This is a genomic window from Bacillus sp. MBGLi79, assembly GCF_002953915.1.
Genome location: NZ_CP026521.1, coordinates 937,558 through 960,309, shown reverse-complemented (window position 1 = coordinate 960,309; position 22,752 = coordinate 937,558). Strand labels below are relative to the sequence as shown.

The 22,752-nt window shown below is 46.3% G+C and carries 19 protein-coding genes and 1 pseudogene; 5 read left to right on the top strand and 15 right to left on the bottom strand.

Annotated features, from left to right (window positions below):
* The first annotated feature begins 111 nt into the window (after nt 1-111).
* On the top strand, nt 112-1,131 hold the full coding sequence (locus tag C1T29_RS04785) for an NADP-dependent oxidoreductase (RefSeq protein ID WP_103750026.1): 1,020 nt from the start codon (nt 112-114) through the stop codon (nt 1,129-1,131).
* A 47-nt stretch (nt 1,132-1,178) separates the two neighbouring features.
* On the opposite strand, the gene C1T29_RS04780 is transcribed toward C1T29_RS04785, so the two are convergent.
* Nucleotides 1,179-1,625, bottom strand: a complete 447-nt coding sequence (locus C1T29_RS04780) for a GNAT family N-acetyltransferase (protein ID WP_071580764.1) — start codon at nt 1,623-1,625, stop codon at nt 1,179-1,181.
* Between the two features lie 69 nt (nt 1,626-1,694).
* A complete protein-coding gene (locus C1T29_RS04775) occupies nt 1,695-2,825 on the bottom strand; it encodes a DEAD/DEAH box helicase (protein ID WP_071580765.1) in 1,131 nt (376 codons plus the stop codon).
* Nucleotides 2,826-2,999: 174 nt separating this feature from the next.
* On the opposite strand from C1T29_RS04775, the gene C1T29_RS04770 reads away from it, so the two are divergent.
* On the top strand, nt 3,000-4,556 hold the full coding sequence (locus C1T29_RS04770; protein ID WP_071580766.1) for an ABC-F family ATP-binding cassette domain-containing protein: 1,557 nt from the start codon (nt 3,000-3,002) through the stop codon (nt 4,554-4,556).
* 118 nt (nt 4,557-4,674) lie between these two features.
* Here C1T29_RS04770 and C1T29_RS04765 read toward each other — a convergent pair.
* The 7 genes and pseudogenes from C1T29_RS04765 to yfmT form a co-directional block, all read right to left on the bottom strand.
* A pseudogene (locus C1T29_RS04765) lies at nt 4,675-4,828 on the bottom strand (hypothetical protein).
* Nucleotides 4,829-5,117: 289 nt separating this feature from the next.
* Nucleotides 5,118-6,308, bottom strand: coding sequence for an MFS transporter (locus tag C1T29_RS04760; protein WP_015252583.1), 1,191 nt, complete (start codon nt 6,306-6,308; stop codon nt 5,118-5,120).
* A 65-nt stretch (nt 6,309-6,373) separates the two neighbouring features.
* A complete protein-coding gene (locus tag C1T29_RS04755) occupies nt 6,374-6,796 on the bottom strand; it encodes a MerR family transcriptional regulator (protein ID WP_014479143.1) in 423 nt (140 codons plus the stop codon).
* A gap of 125 nt (nt 6,797-6,921) precedes the next feature.
* Nucleotides 6,922-7,368 (bottom strand): YfmQ family protein, encoded by a 447-nt coding sequence (locus C1T29_RS04750; RefSeq protein ID WP_095432188.1) that lies wholly within the window; start codon nt 7,366-7,368, stop codon nt 6,922-6,924.
* A 122-nt stretch (nt 7,369-7,490) separates the two neighbouring features.
* Nucleotides 7,491-9,380: an ABC-F family ATP-binding cassette domain-containing protein gene (locus C1T29_RS04745; protein ID WP_103750027.1), complete on the bottom strand. Its 1,890-nt coding sequence runs from the start codon at nt 9,378-9,380 to the stop codon at nt 7,491-7,493.
* Between the two features lie 134 nt (nt 9,381-9,514).
* Nucleotides 9,515-10,375, bottom strand: coding sequence for a methyl-accepting chemotaxis protein (locus C1T29_RS04740; protein WP_040083871.1), 861 nt, complete (start codon nt 10,373-10,375; stop codon nt 9,515-9,517).
* 13 nt (nt 10,376-10,388) lie between these two features.
* Nucleotides 10,389-11,846: a benzaldehyde dehydrogenase gene (yfmT, locus tag C1T29_RS04735; RefSeq protein ID WP_014663161.1), complete on the bottom strand. Its 1,458-nt coding sequence runs from the start codon at nt 11,844-11,846 to the stop codon at nt 10,389-10,391.
* A gap of 249 nt (nt 11,847-12,095) precedes the next feature.
* On the opposite strand from yfmT, the gene C1T29_RS04730 reads away from it, so the two are divergent.
* The 3 genes from C1T29_RS04730 (at nt 12,096) to C1T29_RS04720 (ending at nt 15,625) form a co-directional block, all read left to right on the top strand.
* Nucleotides 12,096-13,481 (top strand): branched-chain amino acid transporter BcaP, encoded by a 1,386-nt coding sequence (locus C1T29_RS04730; RefSeq protein WP_103750028.1) that lies wholly within the window; start codon nt 12,096-12,098, stop codon nt 13,479-13,481.
* 96 nt (nt 13,482-13,577) lie between these two features.
* Complete coding sequence (locus tag C1T29_RS04725) at nt 13,578-14,285, top strand: YjjG family noncanonical pyrimidine nucleotidase (protein ID WP_071580771.1); 708 nt, start codon at nt 13,578-13,580, stop codon at nt 14,283-14,285.
* Nucleotides 14,286-14,395: 110 nt separating this feature from the next.
* Nucleotides 14,396-15,625, top strand: coding sequence for an MFS transporter (locus tag C1T29_RS04720; RefSeq protein ID WP_069149148.1), 1,230 nt, complete (start codon nt 14,396-14,398; stop codon nt 15,623-15,625).
* A 26-nt stretch (nt 15,626-15,651) separates the two neighbouring features.
* On the opposite strand, the gene C1T29_RS04715 is transcribed toward C1T29_RS04720, so the two are convergent.
* The 6 genes from C1T29_RS04715 to ltaS1 form a co-directional block, all read right to left on the bottom strand.
* Nucleotides 15,652-16,587 carry a putative nucleotide-diphospho-sugar transferase gene (locus tag C1T29_RS04715; protein WP_071580773.1) on the bottom strand — a complete coding sequence of 312 codons (936 nt, stop codon included), beginning with the start codon at nt 16,585-16,587 and terminating at the stop codon, nt 15,652-15,654.
* Nucleotides 16,588-17,766 (bottom strand): glycosyltransferase family 2 protein, encoded by a 1,179-nt coding sequence (locus tag C1T29_RS04710; RefSeq protein ID WP_014663155.1) that lies wholly within the window; start codon nt 17,764-17,766, stop codon nt 16,588-16,590.
* Between the two features lie 28 nt (nt 17,767-17,794).
* Nucleotides 17,795-18,706, bottom strand: a complete 912-nt coding sequence (locus tag C1T29_RS04705; protein WP_071580774.1) for a putative nucleotide-diphospho-sugar transferase — start codon at nt 18,704-18,706, stop codon at nt 17,795-17,797.
* Nucleotides 18,707-18,729: 23 nt separating this feature from the next.
* Nucleotides 18,730-19,698 carry a GDP-mannose 4,6-dehydratase gene (locus C1T29_RS04700; RefSeq protein WP_071580775.1) on the bottom strand — a complete coding sequence of 323 codons (969 nt, stop codon included), beginning with the start codon at nt 19,696-19,698 and terminating at the stop codon, nt 18,730-18,732.
* 6 nt (nt 19,699-19,704) lie between these two features.
* Entirely contained in the window at nt 19,705-20,469 is a 765-nt protein-coding gene (locus C1T29_RS04695; protein ID WP_014663152.1) for a glucose-1-phosphate cytidylyltransferase, read from the bottom strand.
* Nucleotides 20,470-20,705: 236 nt separating this feature from the next.
* Entirely contained in the window at nt 20,706-22,625 is a 1,920-nt protein-coding gene (gene ltaS1, locus C1T29_RS04690) for a lipoteichoic acid synthase LtaS1 (RefSeq protein ID WP_069840098.1), read from the bottom strand.
* Nucleotides 22,626-22,752: the final 127 nt, after the last annotated feature.

Below are 22,752 nucleotides of genomic sequence, written 5' to 3'. Positions count from 1 at the left end.
CCAGAAGGTTGTGCACCACTGAATACAATAGGCTTTTGAGCCTTTTTTTCTACTGAAGTCGTTATGTTAGTTCTGTTACAGTGGTGTCAACCAAGTGATAGGAGGATGAAAATGACAGCATCTCAGCAGCAAATTCAATTAGCAAGACGTCCGCAAGGTGTTCCTGTTCATGAAGACTTTCGCTTTGAAACCGTTCCGGTTCCTGAACCGAAGCAAGGGGAAGTGCTTGTCAAAACGCTATATATATCGGTTGACCCCTATATGCGCGGCCGTATGCAGGATACGAAATCATATGTTGAGCCATTCGCTTTAAATGAAGCGCTCTCTGGCGGGGGTATCGCTGAAGTTGTGTCAGACGGGAATCATCTGAAAAAAGGCGATATCGTCATTGGAAACCTCAGCTGGCAGGAATGTTCCGCGGTAAGCGAGTCTGCCTTGCGAAAAATTGATACAAGCCTCGCTCCCGCTTCTGCCTATCTAGGCATTTTGGGAATGACCGGCTTGACGGCATACTTCGGATTGCTGGACATCGGGCGCCCGAAGGAAGGAGAAACCGTGGTTGTCTCCGGAGCTGCGGGAGCCGTCGGTTCAACAGTCGGGCAAATTGCCAAAATCAAAGGCGCACGAGTTGTCGGTATCGCGGGTTCTGATGAAAAAATCGACTATTTAAAACAGAAGCTTCAGTTTGACGAAGCCATCAATTACAAAACAGCGGATGATATCCAAAAAGCGCTTCAAGACGCTTGTCCTGACGGTGTCGATGTGTATTTTGACAATGTCGGCGGACCGATTTCAGACGCGGTCATGAATCTTCTCAATGAATTTGCCCGCATTCCGGTGTGCGGCGCCATTTCTTCCTACAATGCAGAAAGCGAAGCAGATGACATGGGCCCGCGTGTCCAATCAAAGCTAATTAAAACCAAGTCGCTGATGCAAGGCTTTATCGTCAGCGACTACTCCGATCGTTTTCCTGAGGGAGCAAAACAGCTGGCCGAATGGCTGAAGGCTGGTAAACTCCATTACGAGGAAACCATCATAGAAGGCTTCGAAAATATTCCTGACGCGTTTCTCGGCTTATTTAAGGGAGAAAATAAAGGGAAACAGCTGATCAAGGTCAGCGACCCGAGCTGAAGATAAAAACGGGAGGGCTTTTTGCCCTCCTTTTGTGTTTATTGAGGTCAGCTGCGAAAAATCAGCGTAAGAAAACCATCTTCATCTGGTTTCGTATCCTCCAAAATGAACCCTGCTGCCTGAAAGCAGGCTAAACTGATTCGATTGTCTTCTTCGATGCATGCCACCCATTCCCGCACTTTAGTAAAATCAGGTTCGGTCAGCAGCTTTTGTAATATCCGTTTTCCGTACCCTTGAAGCCGGTACAAAGGATTGACGATCAATCCAATATACGTCCGCTCCTCCCCGAACTCAATAACGGCCATTCCTGCCGGCAGCTGCTCATCATACGCCATGATGATGGTATTGTGTTCATCTTTATTTACTCGTGCATACCACTCATCTAATGGCAGCATCCCATCCATTCTCCGCCTGGTAGCCTCATTTTCAAACCAGTGTTCAAGGATTTTCAACTCTGGCTCTTTCACTGCTTGAAACCTGTCTATTGAAGCCATCTTCCCACCTCCGCGCGAAACCTTTTCTATTATTTTACAACAAAAAAGAAGGGCTTTTCGCCCTCCTTTTTATTTCGTCTTCAGTTTTCCGCCTGCATACACAGCTTCACTCAGCTCAACACCAAGCTTCTTCGCCGTTTTTTTCAGCTTTGATTCCTCCAATTTTGTCACAAGGCTCAGCACGTTGCCTTCTTTTCCGGCCCGGCCTGTTCGTCCTGATCTGTGGACATAGCCATCTTCATCAGGAATATCAGCATGAATCACGTATGGCAGGTTTTCAATGTCTAAGCCGCGTGCGGCAATGTCAGTCGCCAATAAAAGCGGGAACTCTCCGTCTTCGAATGCGGCAATGATTTTAGCCCGCTCCATTTTTTTCGCTTCGCTGTGCAAAACGCCGAGTTCAACGTGGTGATATGCCAGCTTTTCGGCATATACACTCAGGTTGCCGATATCTCTCACAAATACGAGCGCCTGCATGCCTTCAAGCCTTGACAGCTTTTGCAGCAGCTTTACTTTGTCACGCTGGTCGCAAATGAGATATTGATGCTTCACTTTCCCAGCTTCCGTCTTGCTTCGCTGCACCTTCAACACCTCAGGCTCTTGAGCCAATTCGCGGAGCACATCCTCTGTTTCCTTTTTGAGGGTGGCTGAGAAACAAAGAAGCTGGCGGTCTCTCAATGTTGTCTTAATGATTTGCTTAATCGTTTCACGATGCTCCGGCAGGACGAGCTGATCCGTTTCATCAAGCACGATCGTTTTCACTTCATGCATTTTGAGTTTTTTTGCTTTAATCAGTTCAAATACCCTGCCCGGCGTGCCGACGATGATATGCGGGTGTTTTTTCAGCTTTTCAACCTGCTTCTTCACATTCGCCCCGCCGATTAAGGAAGCCGCGCGCAGCTCTGAGCCCGCTTTCCAATCCTGAATCACTTGAAAAATCTGCATGACCAGCTCACGCGAAGGCGCTAAAATGACTGCCTGCGGATTCTTCTGGTCCGGCTTGATCCGCTCCAAGACCGGCAGCGCATACGCCAGCGTCTTCCCTGTGCCTGTCGGCGATTCCGCGATGACATCCTTTCCGTCCATGATCAGCTGGGCAGCCTGCTCCTGTACAGGAGTTGGCTTTTGAAAGCCGGAAGCCTTCCAATTCTCTTGTATAAATGATTGTGCATTATGTAAAAATGGCCAAGTTTGCGTCATTTTTGTTCTCCTCAATTCCTGAAATCTATTCCATAGTATCTCAAAACCTCGCCCGGAACGCAATTTTTCTTTTTCTTTCCTATACCTTTCAACATTCCGAATCCTCCTTTATAATCAAAAGGGTGAATATTACACGCCGATTGAGCGTGTTTGATAAACGATAGAGGTGTAAACATGAGTATTTTATCTGTAAAGGATTTAAGCCACGGCTTCGGTGACCGGGCCATTTTTAATAACGTCTCCTTCCGCCTGTTAAAAGGCGAGCACGTGGGGCTGATCGGCGCAAACGGTGAAGGAAAATCAACCTTCATGAATATTATTACCGGAAAGCTTGAACCTGATGAGGGAAAAGTCGAGTGGTCAAAAAATGTCCGTGTCGGCTATCTGGATCAGCATACCGTGCTGGAAAAAGGAAAATCCATTCGTGACGTCCTGAAAGACGCGTTCCATTATTTATTTGCGATGGAAGAAGAAATGAACGAGATTTACAACAAAATGGGCGAAGCTGATCCCGACGAGCTTGAAAAGCTGCTTGAAGATGTCGGCGTGATTCAAGACGCGCTGACGAACAATGATTTTTATGTCATTGATTCCAAGGTGGAAGAAATCGCCCGCGGCCTCGGCTTGAGCGATATCGGTTTAGAGCGCGATGTCACCGATTTGAGCGGCGGACAGCGCACAAAAGTCCTTCTCGCTAAGCTTCTCCTTGAAAAGCCGGAAATTCTGCTTCTTGATGAGCCGACCAACTATCTTGATGAACAGCATATTGAATGGCTGAAACGCTACCTTCAGGAATACGAGAACGCGTTCATCCTGATTTCCCACGATATTCCGTTCTTAAATAGCGTCATCAACCTGATTTATCACGTTGAAAATCAAGAGCTGACACGCTATGTCGGCGACTACCATCAGTTTATGGAAGTCTACGAGGTGAAGAAACAGCAGCTTGAAGCGGCCTACAAAAAGCAGCAGCAGGAAGTCGCAGAGCTGAAGGATTTCGTTGCCCGCAACAAAGCGCGTGTCAGCACGAGAAACATGGCGATGTCCCGCCAAAAGAAACTCGATAAGATGGATATGATCGAGCTTGCGGCAGAAAAGCCAAAGCCGGAATTCCATTTCAAGCCGGCGAGAACGTCAGGCAAGCTGATTTTCGAAACGAAGGATCTCGTGATCGGTTACGATTCCCCGCTGTCCCGTCCGCTCAACCTCCGCATGGAGCGCGGCCAAAAAATCGCCCTATACGGCGCAAACGGAATCGGAAAAACGACATTGCTGAAAAGTTTGCTTGGCGAGATCCAGCCGCTCGAAGGTTCGGTTGAACGCGGCGAGCACATCTATACCGGCTATTTCGAGCAAGAGGTCAAGGAAACAAACAACAATACGTGCATTGAAGAGGTATGGAGCGAATTCCCTTCTTATACGCAGTATGAAATCCGTGCCGCACTGGCAAAATGCGGACTGACGACAAAGCATATCGAAAGCCGCGTCTCCGTATTAAGCGGAGGCGAAAAAGCGAAAGTCAGATTGTGCAAGCTAATCAATTCGGAAACAAACCTGCTGGTGCTCGATGAGCCGACAAACCACTTGGATGTCGATGCCAAGGAAGAGCTCAAGCGCGCCCTCAAAGAATACAAAGGCTCGATTCTGCTTATTTCCCACGAGCCAGAGTTTTATATGGATATCGCGACAGAAACATGGAACTGCGAGTCTTGGACAACGAAAGTGCTTTAAACCGAAGAAAACCCGCCTGCTGAAGGGCGGGTTTTTTACTGCCATTTTTTTTGAACGATTCTCAAAAGCTCTCTGTCTTTTAAAATGAGCTGCAATGGAGATGTGAATTCATCTAGTGTCAGCTCTCTTTTGGCAGACAGCTCAAAGTCCTCCTCATCAGCCCAAGCGGTGAACCACTCAACCGAAAAGCTGTTTTTCATGACGCTGTGTATGTATTGATAGAGCGTTTCTAAACATTTCTGATCATATTCGTCAGGTTTTGCCTTATCCATGGCAAACGTCCCCTCTACAGCATGAACCATCACTTGAAATGGCAATTGTAAATGAACGGACACATTCTCAGCTCCTACAAGATAAATCCCAGCCGCATCAATGCCTGACCGTAGCGGATGCCCTTTCCGCGAACGCCGTTCTTGCTGACCGAAAAAACCGGTTTCTAAAGGGGTTTTAGCTGTTAAGTAGTAAAATTGTGTCATAAAGACTTTCCTTTCCTGCACCAATTTGATTATGATGCATTATAACGAATAAAAAGACACTGCATATGCGCAGTGTCTTTCGTTATTAATGCCCCGCCTTAATCCCGGCAAGATGTTTACGTCCCATGAGAAGGACAAGCATGCCGACAAAAACAACGATCCCGCCGACTGTATATGGTGTGCTTGCGGTGAAGTGCTCAGACAGCATTCCCGCAATCCACGGAGCGAGTGCGCCGCCGATGAAGCGGACTGAGCTGTAGGCTGAAGACGCGATTGAGCGTTCAACCGGCGCAGAACCCATCACAGCGGTTGTCATGATCGTATTCACCATACCGAGGACAGCACCAGCGACAACGATACATGTAATAATCAAAGTCTGATGGTCTGTCCAGATCCCCATAATAACGAGAATGGCCGCAAAGGCGATAAAGAGAACGACGAGCGAACGCACTGTGCCCAGCGCTTTGTGCACGAGCGGCGCCGTAAAGACTGACGTAATCGCCAGCAGAAGGCCCCAGCCGAAGAAGACATACCCAAGACCATGTTCATCTAAATCCAGTACGAACGGAGAATAGGCAAGCAAAATAAAAAATCCAAAGTTGTATAAGAACGCAGATACCGCCATCGTCAGCAGCCCTTTATATTTGAGCGCCTTCATCGCATCAAACACACCGACGCGTTTCGCCGGTTTCGGCAATTTCGGCAGCATGAAAGAAATCGCGATTAACGCAATAAACATCAGGACAGATACCCCGAAAAACGGTGCCCGCCATGAAATGCTTCCAAGCTCTCCGCCTGCAAGCGGTCCGACAGAAATCCCAAGACCGAGCGCAGCCTCATACAAAATAATCGCTTGGGCGCTGCCGCCGACTGACACGCCGACGATAACCGCAAGCGCTGTGGAGATAAATAAAGCATTACCTAATCCCCAGCCGCCGCGATAGCCGACTAGCTGAGCAATTGAACTTGAGCTGCCGCCAAGCCCCGCAAACACAATAATAAAAATAAGTCCGAGAATTAATGTCCATTTCGCACCGATGCGGCTGGAAATGGCTCCTGAGAAAAACATCATAAATCCGGTAACAAGCAAATAACTTGTAAACAAGAGTGATACTTCACTAGGTGAAGCATGTAATTGTGCGGCAATGGCCGGAAGAATTGGATCGACCAGCCCGATTCCCATAAAAGAAATCACACAGGCAAACGCGACAGCCCATACCGCTTTCGGCTGGCTGAGCAAACCTGTTTTCTGATTCACTTGTTTTGTCTTATCCATTTGACCTGACCTCCATTTTTATTCCATTAAAAGAAACGCTACAAAAATAGCGTTTGGCAAACTTTTCATTCGATTGATTGAATGGCACGTTCCGCTTTGCCTTTCATGCCCTGCAGGCGTTCTTTAAAGCTTTGGAATGTGCGGATTTTCTCATCAATCAAACTCAGCTGGTGATTCAGGGTTTCCTGAATTTCCTCCAGTTTTTCTTTCCGTTCTTTGGGATCCAGTGACAACAAATACCCCTCTTTGTTTAACTCTAGCTGGCGGCTGGTTTCCATGAAATGCTGAAGCTCCTGAAGGGAAAAACCGAGCACCTCTTTTGTGCTGATGACTTTCTCAAGCTCCTCCATATCATCCTCTGAATAAAGCCTTACGCCGCCGTCTGTCCGTTTCGGCGCCGGAATCAAGCCGATTTCTTCATAAAACCGGATGGTCCGCTTTGTCAGTCCGCTTCTTTTGGCCACTTGATCAATCTTCATCCATTCCAAGGTAAATCCCCCTTCGCCGTTTCTGTTACCATTATACACCTTTTGAACCTTAACGTAAACGTTAACTTTTAAAAAACAATAAAAAAAGACGAGCAGCATAAAGCACCCGTCTTTCACTTTCCTGTTTAAGCTAAACTTCCCGCCAGTGACAGAGACTCTTTTTGAAGGCTTTCAGAAAGCACTTGATACGCGATCACTTTCTTCTTGTACTGTTTTACGACGTCGATATGGTCGTCGTAGCGGTATACAAACAGCCTCACATCATGTTTGCCTTTTTTCGTATCTATCACAAGCGGCGTGCCGCCGTTTTCCGGATATAAATAACGCTCTTCGTCACCTGGGTAAATATAATATTTCTCCAGGAAGACAGCTTCGTTAAATTGATCAATCACTTTCTGCTTCTCTGTACCCTCAAGACGTTTTCCGTCTAGAGAGAGGCTCGCATTTTCATCACTAAGCTTGGCGTGCACTTCAAATTTGCTGAGCAGCCATTCTATGACGCCTGTAGGAAGACAGGTTAATACGATTTTCACCAGACTCATGAGAATTAACATCACGATCACCCATGTCATACTTCATCATCTCCGTTAGTTTTCCATGTGCCGCTGACACACAATTCCATCCTATCATAAGCAGGCCGATTCGTTTTTGTACATTATGTGAAAAAAAGCGCGGCCTGCTGCGGCCACGCTTTTTAGCTTTCCAGCTCTTCGATCATGAGGGACAATTCTGTCCAGCGGTCCATCGCAGCCTCAAGCTCTTCCGCCGTTTTTGCCTGCTCGGCCATCAGCTCTTGGATTTTGCCAAAATCACTGCCTGCTGCGGCGATGTCAGCTTCGAGCTGTTCATGTTTTTCTTCCAGCTGAGCAATTTTATCTTCGATGCCGTCCCATTCCAGCTGGTCTTTGTAAGAAAGCTTTTTCCGTTTTTTCTTTGGCTCGGCTTCAGCCGGTTTTGCTTCAGCAGCCGATTTTTCAGTTGTTTTTTTCGCTTTTGACTCTTCCATATAATCGCTGTAGGAGCCTTGGAAGCGGGAAATAACACCATTTCCTTCAAACACAATCAAACGGTCGACGACGCGGTCAAGGAAATAGCGGTCATGGGATACGGTAATGACAACGCCAGGGAATTGGTCGATGTAATCCTCAAGAACGCTTAATGTTTCAGTATCCAAGTCGTTCGTCGGCTCATCGAGAAACAGGACATTCGGCTCCTGCATGAGAACCTGTAGCAAGTATAACCGGCGTTTTTCCCCGCCGGACAGCTTGCGGATATACGTCTGCTGCATTGAACGCGGGAAGAGGAAACGCTCCAGCATTTGTTTAGCTGTAATGATATCGCCATCCGCTGTTTTTACGACCTCCGCCGTTTCTTTTATATAGTCAATGACCTTTAACTCACCATTCATTTCACTATGATCCTGGGTATAGTAGCCGATTCTGACCGTCTGTCCGATCGTAATATCGCCTCCGTCCGGCGTATGACGGCCGGCAAGGGTGTTTAACAGCGTTGTTTTCCCGATGCCGTTCGGCCCGATGATTCCGATCCGTTCACCCGGTATGACAAGTTCATTAAAGCCGTCGACGAGCATGCGGCCGTCATAAGCGATCATGACGTTCTCCGCTTCAATGACCTGTTTGCCGAGACGGTGCGAGCCAATCGCAAAATCGAGTAAACCCGATGACTGAGGGCCTTTCTGCTCTTTAAGCGCTTCTACCCGGTCAATTCTCGCCTTTTGTTTTGTGGATCGGGCTTTCGCTCCTCGTCTGAGCCAAGCCAGTTCACGGCGCAGCAGGTTTTGCCGCTTCGTTTCCTTTTGCTCAGCCTGCGCTTCCCGTTCCGCTCGTTTTTCTAAAAACACTTCATAGTTGCCTTTATACGTGTAGAGGCTGCCTCGTTCTAGCTCATAAATGCGGTTCGTGACACGGTTTAAGAAATATCTATCGTGCGTGACCAGCATAACAGAGCCGGGATATTGGCTTAAATATCCTTCAAGCCACTCAATCGTTTCATTATCCAAATGGTTTGTCGGCTCGTCCAAAATGAGCAGATCAGCGGGCTGAATTAAGTTTTTGGCAATGGCTACCCGTTTTTTCTGGCCCCCTGAGAGCTCGTTGACCGGCTTTGTTACATCGTTGACACCCAGCTTAGTCAGTACGGTTTTTGCCAGGGTGTTTGCATCCCATGCGTTGTTCGCGTCCATTTTCGCCTGCGCTGCCAGCAGGTGTTTCTGGCGCTGTTCATTTTCGGGATCTTTCCCCAATTCATGCAGCGCTTTTTCATATTCACGCAAGGTTTTCATCACAGCCGATTCACCGGAATAGATATGCTCCAGTACTGTTTGCCCCGCGGGCAGCTCAGGGTCTTGATGAAGAAATTCCACGTGCACGCTTCCGGATTTCGTGATTTCTCCTTCTTCGATAGATTCCAGGCCGGCAATCACTTTCAGCAGCGTTGATTTCCCTGTTCCGTTCGGCCCGATTAATCCGATTCTCTCATTCTCTTCAATATGAAAGGAGATATGGTCAAATAATGTTTTATCTCCGTATGTTTTATAAAGATTTTCCGCTTTTAATATGCTCATGGTTCCTATCAATCCTCACGTAAGTTCATGTGTACATTTTAAATCAGCCGCTGGAATAAAACTAGTAAAACGTCAGACGAATTTCATGGAAATGCGGGATAAGAAAAAGACCCGGGACGTTTGTCCCCGGTCTCTTACTCTTCCTCAAGCGCTTTTTCTGCCATTTTCGCAAGATGCTGCGCGCTTCCTGAAATCTCCTGCATCGTGGCGGAAATTTGTTCAACGGCAGCGGCTTGTCCGTCTGTATGCTGATTAATTGACTCAATGGATTCCTCCAGCCCTTTTAGCAGGCTGTGGATTTTTTTCGTAATCTGGTCAATTTGGCCGACATTTTCTTTTGAATGCGTCGCCAGCTTTCTGATCTCATCTGCAACGACAGAGAAGCCTTTTCCGGACTCCCCTGCTCTTGCCGCTTCGATCGCGGCGTTCAAGCCGAGCAGATTGCTTTGGTCAGAGATGCCTTTAACAGTGACTGAAATATCGGCGATTTCACCAGCGCTTTCGCTTACTTTTTTCGCCTGAGAGGAAATGCCTGACATTTGAGTTGAAAACCCGTTAATTGATTCAGAAATGTCGGAAATGGCCGCGGCCGTTTGTTCAACAACAGCCGATAAGCTTTCTGCCACATCATGCAGCTTTGATGACTCCTCAAGGCTCGTACCGAGGCCAACGCCTCCAATGACTCTTCCATTCTCGTCGTGGAGCGGGATGGCACGGGCGATCAACGGGAAGCCGAACAATTCTTTCGGAACCATGCTCGTTTTCTTCTGATTGCTGCGGATGGCATCTGTGATGATATCCCCTTCCTGCAGTGGATCACCGGCTTTTACGTTCAGCGAAAAGGTTTTGGCCGGTATGTTCACGAGCAGCTTTTCGGTATCATAAATGCCGATTGTAATATCATCCTGAACCAGGCTGTTTAAATAAGGGGCTACTTTGATAAATGCGTCCAGAATATCTGCGGTTTCTTTTTCCGTTTTTATGCTCAATTCCATTCACTCCTATTCATTAATAAGGGAAGCTGCGTTTTTCGTGCTGTACCGAGATCCATTTCAGCGTTGTAAATTCTTCAAGGCTCCACTCACCGTTCAAACGGCCGAGGCCTGATTGCTTTTCACCGCCGAAGGCTACATTCGGTTCATCATTAATGGTCGTGTCATTAACGTGAATCATGCCTGTTTCAATGCGTTTCGCAAAAGCCACGCCGCGCTCAAGATTTGACGTATGTACGGCACCGCTCAATCCAAACGGCGTTTCGTTTGCGATATCCACCGCTTCGTCTTCTGAATCAAACTTCATAAAGGAGACGACCGGCCCGAACAGCTCTTCCTTGGCAATGCTCATGAACGGTTTGACGTCTTTTAAGATCGTCGGTTCCACAATCGTCCCGTTAAATCCGCCAAGCTTCACCGGTACAGCGCCTTCTTCAATTGCTTGCTCAACAGACTTCATCAGCCCGTCCGTCTGTCTGCTGTTGATTAATGGCCCGATAATCGTATCAGGGTCCATTGGGTCGCCGACTTTCAGCGATTCCACTTTTGCCTGATAGAGCTCAAGGAACTTATCATAAATAGATGAATGGACAAGCACGCGATTGGCTGACATGCAAATTTGTCCTTGATGTGTAAATCGGCTGAACACCGCAGCGTTGACCGCATATTCTATATCTGCATCCTCAAGCACGATGAAGGCGCTATTCCCGCCAAGCTCAAGAAGCGGCTTTTTAAAATGCTTCATCGCAAGCTGCCCGATGTAGCTGCCGACTTTCGTAGAACCGGTAAATGAGATAATCCGCGGCACTGGATGCTCAACGAAGCTGTCTCCGATTTCAGCAATGTCTGTGACAACAACATTCAGCAGACCCTCTGGGATTCCCGCGTTCTCAAAAATTTTCGCAATCAGCGTTCCGCCGCATATCGGCGTTTCCTCATGCGGCTTTAACACAACGCCATTGCCGGCTCCGAGTGCAGGCGCCACTGATTTCATAGATAAAAAGAATGGGAAGTTAAATGGACTGATGACACCGACAACACCTGCCGGCACGCGATATAATCTGTTTTCCTTTCCGTCTATTGTGGACGGAAGAATTTTGCCTTCCATGCGGACAGGGAACGTTGCCGCTTCTTTTATGATGTTTTTGACAAGACCGATTTCAAAGGCTGCTTTGAGCCTTGTTCCGCCAAGCTCTTCCATAATCAAATAAATGATGGCTTCTTCGTTTTCTTCGATATACGTGACAGCTTTTTCTAAAATGGATCTTTTTTCGAACGGATTGACCGCATCCCATTTTTTCTTCGCCAGCGCCGCTGCCCGGTACGCTTCATCTACATCGTCAGCAGTCGCTTTACGGAATGTTGTGAATGTTTTTTGAGTATAAGGATTTTTGTTTTCCAATACATTTGGGCTGCTGCCCTCCTGCCATTTCCCGCCGATATACTGTTTATTCAACTCTTCATATTGAAACATGGTCAGCATCTCCTTTATAACCGCAAATCAAAATATGGGCGAATCTATTTTTTCTATCGGTTCATCCTGCATAAAATTGAATATTAGATTAGTAAAAATTGCTATCCTATGATACGACAACGCTGTTTCGCTTCTATCGTTTAAAGCAGAAAAATATTTTATTGACTGCGTCAAATTTCGACAATATAATACAACAAGAACTGTATATAATGATTAGAATATTTTGAATATTTTCAGGAGGAACTTTTGATGAGTTCATTATTTAGAAAAAAACCGCTTGAAACATTGAGTGTGCAGAGCAAGTCAAAAAGCCTTGCCCGTACGTTAAGCGCATTTGATTTAACCTTGCTCGGTATAGGTTGTGTCATCGGTACAGGGATTTTTGTCATAACAGGAACAGTGGCAGCGACCGGTGCAGGTCCCGCCCTCATCATATCGTTTATTTTAGCAGGGCTCGCCTGTGCGCTGGCTGCATTCTGTTATGCTGAGTTTTCGTCTTCCATTCCGATTTCGGGGAGCGTGTACTCATACTCATACGTGACACTTGGAGAGCTGCTCGCCTTTTTGATCGGATGGGATCTCATGCTTGAATATGTCATTGCACTGTCGGCGGTTGCCACCGGCTGGTCTTCCTACTTTCAATCGCTGCTTGCCGGCTTTAATCTCCATCTTCCGGCTGCACTGACAGGAGCACCCGGAAGCACGCCGGATGCCGTATTTAATCTTCCGGCTGCAGTGATCATTCTCCTCATCACTGCGATTGTCAGCAGAGGCGTCAAGGAAAGCACACGCTTTAACAACGTCATCGTACTGATGAAAATCGCGATCATTTTATTATTCATTATTGTCGGCATCGGCTATGTGAAACCGGACAACTGGTCTCCTTTTATGCCATTTGGGATGAAAGGCGTCATTCTGAGCGCTGCCACTGTTTTCTTCGCGTACCTTGGGTTTGACGCGGTTTCTAACGCTTCAGAGGAAGTGAAAAATCCACAAAAAAACATGCCCGTCGGCATTATTTCAGCTCTAGCCGTCTGTACGGTTCTGTACATCGCGGTATCGCTTGTGCTGACAGGCATGATGCCTTATGCCAAATTGAATGTCGGAGATCCGGTGTCCTTCGCGCTGAAATTCGTCGGACAGGACACTGTCGCCGGAATTATTTCTGTTGGTGCGATTATCGGGATTACGACGGTGATGCTCGCTTTGCTGTACGCTCAGGTCCGCTTGACATTTGCCATGAGCAGAGACGGCCTTCTGCCTGGCTTGTTCGCAAAGGTTCATCCGTCATTTAAAACGCCGTTTCGCAATACATGGCTCACAGGGATCGTTGCAGCGGGAATCGCTGGGTTTATTAACCTAGGAACGCTGGCTCATCTGGTGAACATGGGAACACTTGCCGCGTTTACGGTCATTTCCATTGCTGTCATTGTGTTAAGAAAGAAACATCCTGAAATCAAAGCGTCCTTCAGAGTGCCATTCGTTCCGGTTGTGCCGATTATCAGCGCAGGCATCTGCCTCTGGTTCATGTACAGCCTTCCCGGCGTCACATGGCTTTCATTTGTCATCTGGATCGCTGTCGGAACACTGGTTTACTTCCTATATTCGAGAAAACACAGTTTATTAAACAAATAATCTCTTTTTCAGCCGGCGGTGCCTCACTCATCCGCCGGCTTTTTCCTTTTTTTATGTGCTATACTTTGAGTACATATGAGAAGGGAAGACACACAGATGAAACAATACCGCACTTTATTATTTGATGTAGATGATACCATCCTTGATTTTAAAGCGACAGAAGATTTGGCCCTGCGTTTGCTGTTTGAAGATCAAAACATTCCTTTAACAAGTGACATGAAGACGCAATATAAAGCCATCAATCAAGGTCTCTGGAGAGCCTTTGAAGAAGGAAAGATAACACGGGATGAAGTCGTGAATACGCGTTTTTCCGCTTTGCTCGAGGAGTACGGTTACGAGGCGGACGGCGCTTTGCTTGAGCAAAAATACCGCAGCTTTCTTGAAGAAGGACATCAGCTGATAGACGGTGCTTTTGCTCTCATCTCAAATTTGCAGCATCAGTTTGATTTGTACATCGTGACAAACGGCGTGTCTAACACACAATACAAGCGTCTCCGTGACTCAGGATTATTTCCGTTCTTCAAGGACATTTTCGTTTCTGAAGACACAGGCTTCCAAAAGCCGATGAAAGAATATTTCGATTACGTGTTTGAACGGATTCCCCAATTTTCAGCAGAGCACACATTAATCATTGGGGATTCGTTGACTGCTGACATTAAAGGCGGCCAGCTCGCCGGGCTTGATACTTGCTGGATGAACCCTGAGATGAAGCCGAATGTGCCAGAGATCATCCCAACCTATGAGATTCGTAAGCTTGAAGAGCTATATCACATTTTGAATATCGAAAATACCGTCAGCTGCTAATCGGCTGACGGCGTTTCTTTCATAAAAGTCTTTTTTCCTCTTGATAAATTCTTCACCTTATGAATAATATGATGGTATGCTTTGGCTATATATGTAAGGAGGAGACTCAATTGGCTATCGCCGCCCCGTTAAAAGAAAAAACAGTTCAAAAACCCGGCACCACGGTGTATCCGATTTTGATTATTATCGGAATCTGCCATATGCTCAACGATTCGCTGCAGGCCGTGATTCCGGCCATGTTTCCTATTTTGGAACGCTCCATGAGCCTGACGTTTACACAGCTCGGCATCATCGCTTTCACATTAAACATGGTGTCATCCGTGATGCAGCCTGTCGTCGGCTGGTATACTGATAAACGGCCGCGGCCGTACGCGCTTCCAGTCGGTTTGACCGCCAGCATGCTTGGCATTTTGGGTCTTGCATTCGCCCCGTCATTCATCACGATCTTATGCTGTGTGTTTTTCATTGGATTAGGCTCAGCCATTTTCCATCCGGAGGGCTCTCGTGTGGCGTATATGGCCGCCGGCACAAAACGCGGACTCGCCCAGTCGATTTATCAAGTGGGCGGAAACTCAGGCCAGGCGATGGCGCCGCTGATCACCGCGCTGATCCTTGTGCCGCTCGGGCAATTCGGCGCTGTTTGGTTCACGCTTGTCGCCGCGCTTGCTGTTATGTTTCTCATGTATATTGCGAAATGGTACGCCTCACGTCTTGGCAGTCTCGCCCAGAAATCAGGCAAGCAAAAGAAAACGGCTGAAAACACAGCCATCACCAAATCTGTTGTATCTGCTCTTATTATTATTATATTTCTCATTTTTGCGCGTTCCTGGTATACGAGTGCGATCGGCAACTTTTACACGTTTTACGCGATGGATACATATCACGTAAGCATTCAGCAGGCACAAAGCTATATTTTTGTCTTCTTGCTGTTTGGCGCAATCGGCACATTTCTCGGCGGCCCGCTTGCAGACCGTTTTGGAAAACGCTTCGTTATCCTCGGTTCGCTGTTATGCTCGGCGCCGCTGGCGATTTTGCTGCCATTTGCCGGCCCGGTTCTCGCCTATGGCGTGCTCGCATTGATTGGCGTGGTCCTGATGTCGAGCTTTTCCGTAACGGTTGTCTATGCACAGGAACTAGTTCCTGGAAAAATCGGCACAATGTCTGGGTTAACCGTCGGGCTTGCCTTCGGGATGGGCGCGATCGGCGCTGTGGCGCTGGGCGCTCTGATTGATGCAGCGGGACTGACCCCGACGATGATCGCCATTGCCTTTCTCCCTGTCCTCGGCATCCTTGCCTTCCTATTGCCAAGTGACCAGAAGGTGAGAGAATGGCATAGCTAAAAACCCTGCCCAGCGGCAGGGGTTTTTTAATCCAGCTGTATAAAATGAGTGTCAGGCACTGCGTGCTTCGGGATAAAGCCATCCGCAAAGTCCGGAAACGCCGACTGTATTTCATCAATCCATTTTTTCAGATTTAATATATACGGCATATAAATCATCTCAATTGTCGCTTCATCTTCAATCCGGTAGTACCAGCAAAGATTAAACTCTTTTTCTGTCACAAGTGTAAACCCAGAGAAATGATAGAAAATGAGCGGCGTTTCATCTATATACACGCGGCCGTCCTTTTGCCCGACCTTATAGTTTTCGATATTCCAAAGCGCTGTATTGGCTCCTATTGATTTGACAACATGAACACCTTTAAACTGCGCCGGCCATTTCTCCACATATCTTTGATCACCATATGTCTTTCGTTCCGTATCCATTTCGACTGTGCAAAATGCAATACAGTCCTGTCTCCACTGCCATACCGCTTCATATGCTTCCTTTGTATTACCGGCACCGACAAAGCCTGTATTAAAGCGTCCGGTTCGGTCGTAGTAGGACGTGAAGCGCGGCGAATTACGATGATCAGTCAAATACAGAGACGCCGTTGGGTTTTCTGCAAAAATACGTGCCGGATCAGAAAAGAAAAATAGATCCGTATCCATATGGGCAAAGTATTCAGCGTCATCCCACTTGCTCATCACATGAAACAAAAAGGCGGGTTTTAACGTCCAGCAATATTCATGAAACGTTCTGTTGCTTTTCGCTTTCAGCAGCTCCGGGTCTTCCATTTCATGCAGCTGCACAAAGGTGACATGCTCCCATGGAACGTGCTGAAGCAATTCGTACGCTTTCTGGTCGACACACAGCACATATAAATGAAAATCATCGCAATGCTCATGGAGAGAATGAATCATAGGCATGAGCTTAAAGATATGTGTCCTTGACACTATCGTTGAAAAATGAAATGTACTCACTTATACCACATCCAATGATCTAAGATCCACGTGCAGCAAATCGTTGACAAGCGCATACAGTGCGTTGGCGAAATCGTTCACGCCTAGCTTTTTCTTCGCTTTTGGCAGAAGCTTGCGGACAGTTTGTAAATCAAAGCTTTCCGCCGTCACCCTTGGGGATTTCTTTCGCCAATCCGGATCAATATTGCGCTCTTTAACAACATGCAGAAGCTCAAGAAATAGATTCAGCAGCAGATCATATTTCTGAGATTCCAGCAGCTTTTGAATATCATCCATGATTCTGTTCGTCATGTCAGGCGGGAACGGCCCATTAAAAGCGAGATGAACGTCTAAGGAGCGGATATTGTTGTATTTATCGCACATATAGGCAATGTTTGCCCGAATATCGTCTACAGACTTACAATTGCTTGGATGCTCCTGATGAACACTGACAATATCGCGCCGAAGCCTGAAGGTCAATCCGGCCTGATGAAGCCTGATGCCGAGATCATAATCCTCAAACCCGTACCGCACAATGCCCTCATCAAATAAACCGAGATCAACGACATGCTTGCGTTTCACAGAGGAATTATTCGTGATAAAAAAGCGCCATGGCATATGATAGCCTTCCAGATCATCTCCGTACTCATCTAAAATCTGCTTGAGCACGTCAATAAAGTCGGTATTAAGGTCAAAGCTTTTATCAAGAAAGCTTCCGTTTTTAATGTCCGCTTCCTCCAGCAGCTTTTGTTTGTCTTTTTTCGGCATTTCATCTGTGAGCTTTGCGAGCTGTTCCTTATGTTCTTCTTCAAATCGTTCATAATAAAAACTGTAGATCCTCTTCCAAAACAACCCGCACACGACGAGATTCTCTTCATTCTCATGGGCTTTAATATGTTTTGCCACAAGGTCCTTTGCCGCAAGCATATCGCTGTCATGGAAAATCAGGATATCTCCTCTGGCATTGCGCAGCGCCTGATTTCGTCCGTACGCAATGCCCCTGTTTTCTTTAATCCGTGTAAAGATCAGCGGAAAATCAGCTTGAAATGACTCAAGCATCGAGAGCGTCCCGTCCTCAGAGCCATTGTCCGCTACAATGACTTCGAATTCTTCATCGCACTCCTGCTGGTTTAATGACAGAAGGCTGTTGTAAAGACGCTCCTTTGAATTATATGCAGGAATAATAACGCTTGCTTTCACTTCATTTTCACTTCCTGTATTTACTCATTTATTTGTTGTCATCTTTTGAAGCAAAACCGTTAAATTCAGGGTCTAACGTTTTGATGTGCTGAATGATATGCGGCAGTGTCTCTTGATACAGTTCATGCACAAACGGCAGATCTGTGCGGGTTGTTTCATGAATCTGTTTGATTTCATTGATGCTGACGATTCGGTATCCGCTGAAATGATAAAAGATCAGCGGACTGCCATCCTCCAGCACGATCCGGCCATCTTTCCAGGAAAACGTATGCTGTCCATAATTCCAATGGCCGATGTTCACGCCGGGTGTTGTAATGTCACACACATTCGGAAACAGCCCAGACATATAATCCAAATAGCCCTGATCACCGAATTTCCCTTCACCCGGTGCATTTTTGCATTCCTCAAGACAGCGTTCCTTCCACCACTCCAAGCAATCCGTGCCTGCATCATCATGCTTGAAGCTGATAAACCCAGAATTATATCTACCTAAAAGACGCTGCAGCATGTCAATCTGTTCTTTCTCAAAAGAAGGAATGACAATATCCCCCCGTGAAAGCAGCACCGAACAGTCCGGCTGGTTTTCAAAAATCGGCGATGGATCTGCGTAGAAAAAAAGATCCCCGTCAATGTATGTCACACGCTCCAGCTCGGGATTGCTGTTCAGCACAGCTTGCAGAAAGATCGGCTTCATCGTCCAGCAATACTCACTTTGATCTCTAGTTTCCTTCAGCTTTAGAAGCATTTCATTTTCAAGAGCGGCTACCGGCACAAGGTTCAGCTGCTTCATCTTCAGCTTCTGTAACACGCGGTGCGTATCTTCGTCCATGCACAGCGTAAAAATGGGACTGTCTTGGTCTACTCGCTCTAATGACTTAAATAAGGCGACTGCCTGATATAATCTTCCTTTTGATAAAACGGTGCAATACGCGCTGGTCACAGTCATGTTCACCTCGTTTCACATTACTTTTTGAAGAATTCCGTATACCACTCAATCGTTTTTTCAAGTCCTTCATCAATGGTGTAGGCCGGTGTCCAATTCAGCAGCTTTCTCGCTTTTTCCGCGGATAAATATTGATGTTTGATTTCATTGCTTCCCTGATTCAGCACCTTAGGTTTCAGTGTACTGTTCATTTTCTTCAAAATTTTCTCTACCAGTTCAAGGACGGTCAGTTGGATCTCATTGCTGAAGTTAAAGGCCTCTCCGGCAAGATTGTTTTCTTCCATTTTCTCTGCAAGAAGCAAATAAGCCTGAACGGCATCTTCAATATAGAAGTAGTCCCGGACAAAGGTGCCATCGCTTCGGATTTCCGGCGCTTCCCCGTTCAGCACAAGCTGAATCGTCTGAGGAATGATGCGGTTGAAGTTTAAATCCCCGCCGCCGTATAAGTTTCCGCAGCGCGTAATACAGACCGGAAGCCCGTACGTGTGAAAATAGGTGTGGCTGATCAGATCTGCGCAGCTTTTTGAGACGTCGTACGGGTGCTTGCCCTGCAGCGGCATGTTTTCGTCGTACGGAAGGTTTTCTTGATCGCCGTAAGCTTTATCACTTGAAGCGACAATGACCCGCTTAATTAACGGATGCTTGCGGCAGGCTTCGAGAATATTCCATGTGCCGAGAATATTTGCTTCAAAGGTAGAAATCGGGTTGCGGTTTGCCACCCCGACAATCGCTTGTGCAGCGAGGTGAAAGACAGTGTCGATCTCGTACTCTCCAAGCGCGCGTTCAATGACAGCCAAATCTTCAAGAGAGCCCCGCACGATGTTCATTTTCTTGATATGGTCTCCCTGATACAGATTGGATTGGGGCACATGATCCCTGACAAGCCCCGTCACGTTTGCGCCCTGTTCGATCAGCTCTTTCACCAAATAGCTTCCTAAAAGACCTGTACACCCCGTAACAAATACGTTTTTATTTTTCCAGAAACTCAAATCGGTTCACCATACCTTCCATACTTGTTGTCCTTGATCCCACATCTTGTTGACTTCTAAGAGATTTTTATACGTATCGATGGCCGTCCAAAATCCATAATGGCGGTACACGGCAAGCTCTCCGTCTTTGGCAAGGTTCTTCAGCGGTTCATCTTCGAACATTGTGTTCCCGTCCTTCGGCAAATAATCGAAAACCTTGGGACTGAGAACGAAGAATCCGCCATTGATGATTCCGTCACTTGATGTCTTCTCAGAAAATGTTTTCGCCATGCCGTCCTCAACCGTCAAGGTGCCAAACTGCGAGACTTTGTCAATGCCCGTGACAGTCGCGGCAGCACCTTTTGTCTGATGATAGCTGATGAGATGGAAAAGATTGATATTGGCCAGCCCGTCCCCATAGGTGAGCAGAAATGTTTCATCACCGATATAGTCTTTCGCCTGCAAGATTCTTCCGGCTGTCAGCGTATCTTCCCCAGTCTCCAAAAACGTAATTTTCCACGTTTCAGGCTGCCCCAGCATCTGTACCTCTCCCGTAGCGCTGTCAAGTGTCAGGCTGTTGTGCTTCCATTCATAGTCGAGAAAGTATTCTTTGATTTTTTCGCCTTTATAGCCCAAAAGCAGAATAAACTCGTTTACTCCGTAGTACTGATAGATTTTCATAATATGCCATAGAATCGGTTTGCCGCCTATCATGGCGAGCGGTTTAGGAATGTCATTCGTGATTTCACTCATTCTCGTTCCTTTTCCGCCGCAGAGAATGACCGCTTTCATCTCTACCCCTCATCTCTATGAATATTGAGTTCGAAACCTGGTACGTCTTTACAATCTATCAAGGCATTTCCCCGATAATTTGTCCGATTTCAATACCGGTTTCAAAATCTACTGTAATGATATGAGAGAAAGACGGCCTTGGTGACCAAATGGAATCTATTTTTTCAAGTTGGTTATATAACCAAAAAAAGAGCCTTGAGCGAAGGCAATGCGCCCGCTCAAGGCTCTTTTTCATCTTATTTGATTTCTTTTTCCTTGCCGTAATGATAGTCTGACGGATCAACGGCTGTGAAATCATTTAGTTTATGGAACCTCAGCAAGTCTTTGTACAGGACACTGTCTGAAAGGCTCAGCTGCTGGTTCACTCTTGTTTTCAGATTCTTCGTTTCTTCATTCGCTTTCAATTTTTCACCAGTCTTCGTATCGTAAATGACATTGTCGACTGATGTGTACTTCGGCGTTACGAAGTCTCCGTTTCTGAATGCCACTGTATCGTCGTGGTCTTTAGAGAATAAGTCAGTACCAAAGTTGATATATTTCTGAGAATCAATTCCTTCTAAGTGCAGAAGTGTCGGCATAACGTCAATTTCGCCGCCATACGTATGGTTCACTCCGCCTTTTTTGCCAGGAACGCGGATCATCAGCGGCACACGCTGGTTCTGTGCGTTTTGATAATCTGTGATCTCTTTTCCAAGAATCTCTTTCATCGCTCGGTTATGGTTTTCTGAAATACCGTTATGGTCACCATAAATCATAATGACTGAGTTGTCATACAGGCCGGCTTCCTTCAGCTCCTTGAAGAATTGCTCAAGCGCTTCGTCAAGGTAACGCGCTGTTTGGAAGTAGCTGTCTACTGTGTTATCGCCGGTTGTCGCTTTTTTAAGAGACGCGTCTTTTTCATCCAGGTTAAACGGATAATGGTTTGTCAATGTAATCAAATGCGCGTAAAACGGCTGTTTAAGAGACTCAAGCTTTGGAATCGATTCTGTAAAGAACGGCTTATCCTTCAGTCCCATATTAATGACATTTTCATCTGACATATCATACGTGCTTGCATCGAAGAACTTGTCGTATCCGATATGTTTGTAAATCTGGTCACGGTTCCAGAACGATTTGTAATCACCATGCAGGACGGCGCTTGTATAGCCTTCCTTCTGGTCTAAAATCGCCGGAAGCGACTGGTAAGTGTTTTCGCCTTTCGTCACAAACGCGGAGCCTTCTGGAAGGCCGAAGATCGAGTTATCCATTGTCAGCTCGGCGTCAGATGTTTTTCCCTGGCCTGTCTGATGGAAGAAGTTATCAAAATACGTCACATCTTCTCCGCCGTGCGCAAGTTTATTTAAGAAAGGCGTTACCTCTTCACCGTTCAGCTTGTAGTCAATCAGGAATGACTGGAAGCTTTCGAGGTGAATTTTAATGATATTTTTGCCTTTGGCAGAGCCGAAGTACTCGGCGTTCGGTTTCGCATAATGAGACGTCGTGTAATTCTCGACGCTTGTTAAATCATCGCTGCTTGCATAGGCTCTTTGCGTTTCTGTTTGAGCCGTCTGTACACCGTCATAAATGGTGTAGTTGTAAAGACCTAAATATTTCACGATATAATTGCGGTCAAACGTTCTTGTCAGCAGCTGCGGACGGTCTTTTTCCGCATAGTGCAGGTTGATGAAAAACAGTGCGACCCCAGAAAGGATCACTAAAGATGCAAAGCGTTTTTTCATTTTGTATTCTTTTAATTCAGGTCTCCAGATCAATACCGCAATCAAAATGATAATATCTAAGAAATAGAAAATATCATGACCGGCCATGATACTGAAAATACCGTCTCCCATGTTTCCAACGTTTCCGGACTGCTTAATGTTCGGGAACGTCAAGAAATCGTCAAAGAAACGATAGAATAAAATATTTGCATATAACACAAATGTCATCAAGAAATCGATAATCAGCATAATAATGGCTGATTTACGCCCTTTCGCCAGCAAAGCCAGTCCTAAAAAGAAGACGGCGCTTGAGAATGGGTTAAATATCAGGAGGATCTCCTGGGTTGTGCCTTTTACCCCAAGATTAAACTCAGTCTTGTAGGATAAATACGTTTTTGCCCAAAACAGTATAACAGCCAGCACAAAAAAGCTAAGTTTGTAAGAAAAAAGTTTCTTCATGGCAACCTCTACTTTCTTAAACACTTTAAGTTCTTCATTCATATTTACCTGCTCTTTATATCCTGCCTTCTCATTTCTTCTTTCCAAACAAAATCAAGGCATCACACAACAATAAATACACCGCGGC

Coding starts and splice junctions, on each gene's coding strand:
- C1T29_RS04785 (WP_103750026.1), top strand. CDS start 112: ATGACAGCATCTCAGCAGCAAATTCAATTAGCAAGACGTCCGCAAGGT.
- C1T29_RS04780 (WP_071580764.1), bottom strand. CDS start 1,625: ATGGCTTCAATAGACAGGTTTCAAGCAGTGAAAGAGCCAGAGTTGAAA.
- C1T29_RS04775 (WP_071580765.1), bottom strand. CDS start 2,825: ATGACGCAAACTTGGCCATTTTTACATAATGCACAATCATTTATACAA.
- C1T29_RS04770 (WP_071580766.1), top strand. CDS start 3,000: ATGAGTATTTTATCTGTAAAGGATTTAAGCCACGGCTTCGGTGACCGG.
- C1T29_RS04760 (WP_015252583.1), bottom strand. CDS start 6,308: ATGGATAAGACAAAACAAGTGAATCAGAAAACAGGTTTGCTCAGCCAG.
- C1T29_RS04750 (WP_095432188.1), bottom strand. CDS start 7,368: ATGACATGGGTGATCGTGATGTTAATTCTCATGAGTCTGGTGAAAATC.
- C1T29_RS04745 (WP_103750027.1), bottom strand. CDS start 9,380: ATGAGCATATTAAAAGCGGAAAATCTTTATAAAACATACGGAGATAAA.
- C1T29_RS04740 (WP_040083871.1), bottom strand. CDS start 10,375: ATGGAATTGAGCATAAAAACGGAAAAAGAAACCGCAGATATTCTGGAC.
- yfmT (WP_014663161.1), bottom strand. CDS start 11,846: ATGTTTCAATATGAAGAGTTGAATAAACAGTATATCGGCGGGAAATGG.
- C1T29_RS04730 (WP_103750028.1), top strand. CDS start 12,096: ATGAGTTCATTATTTAGAAAAAAACCGCTTGAAACATTGAGTGTGCAG.
- C1T29_RS04725 (WP_071580771.1), top strand. CDS start 13,578: ATGAAACAATACCGCACTTTATTATTTGATGTAGATGATACCATCCTT.
- C1T29_RS04695 (WP_014663152.1), bottom strand. CDS start 20,469: ATGAAAGCGGTCATTCTCTGCGGCGGAAAAGGAACGAGAATGAGTGAA.
- ltaS1 (WP_069840098.1), bottom strand. CDS start 22,625: ATGAAGAAACTTTTTTCTTACAAACTTAGCTTTTTTGTGCTGGCTGTT.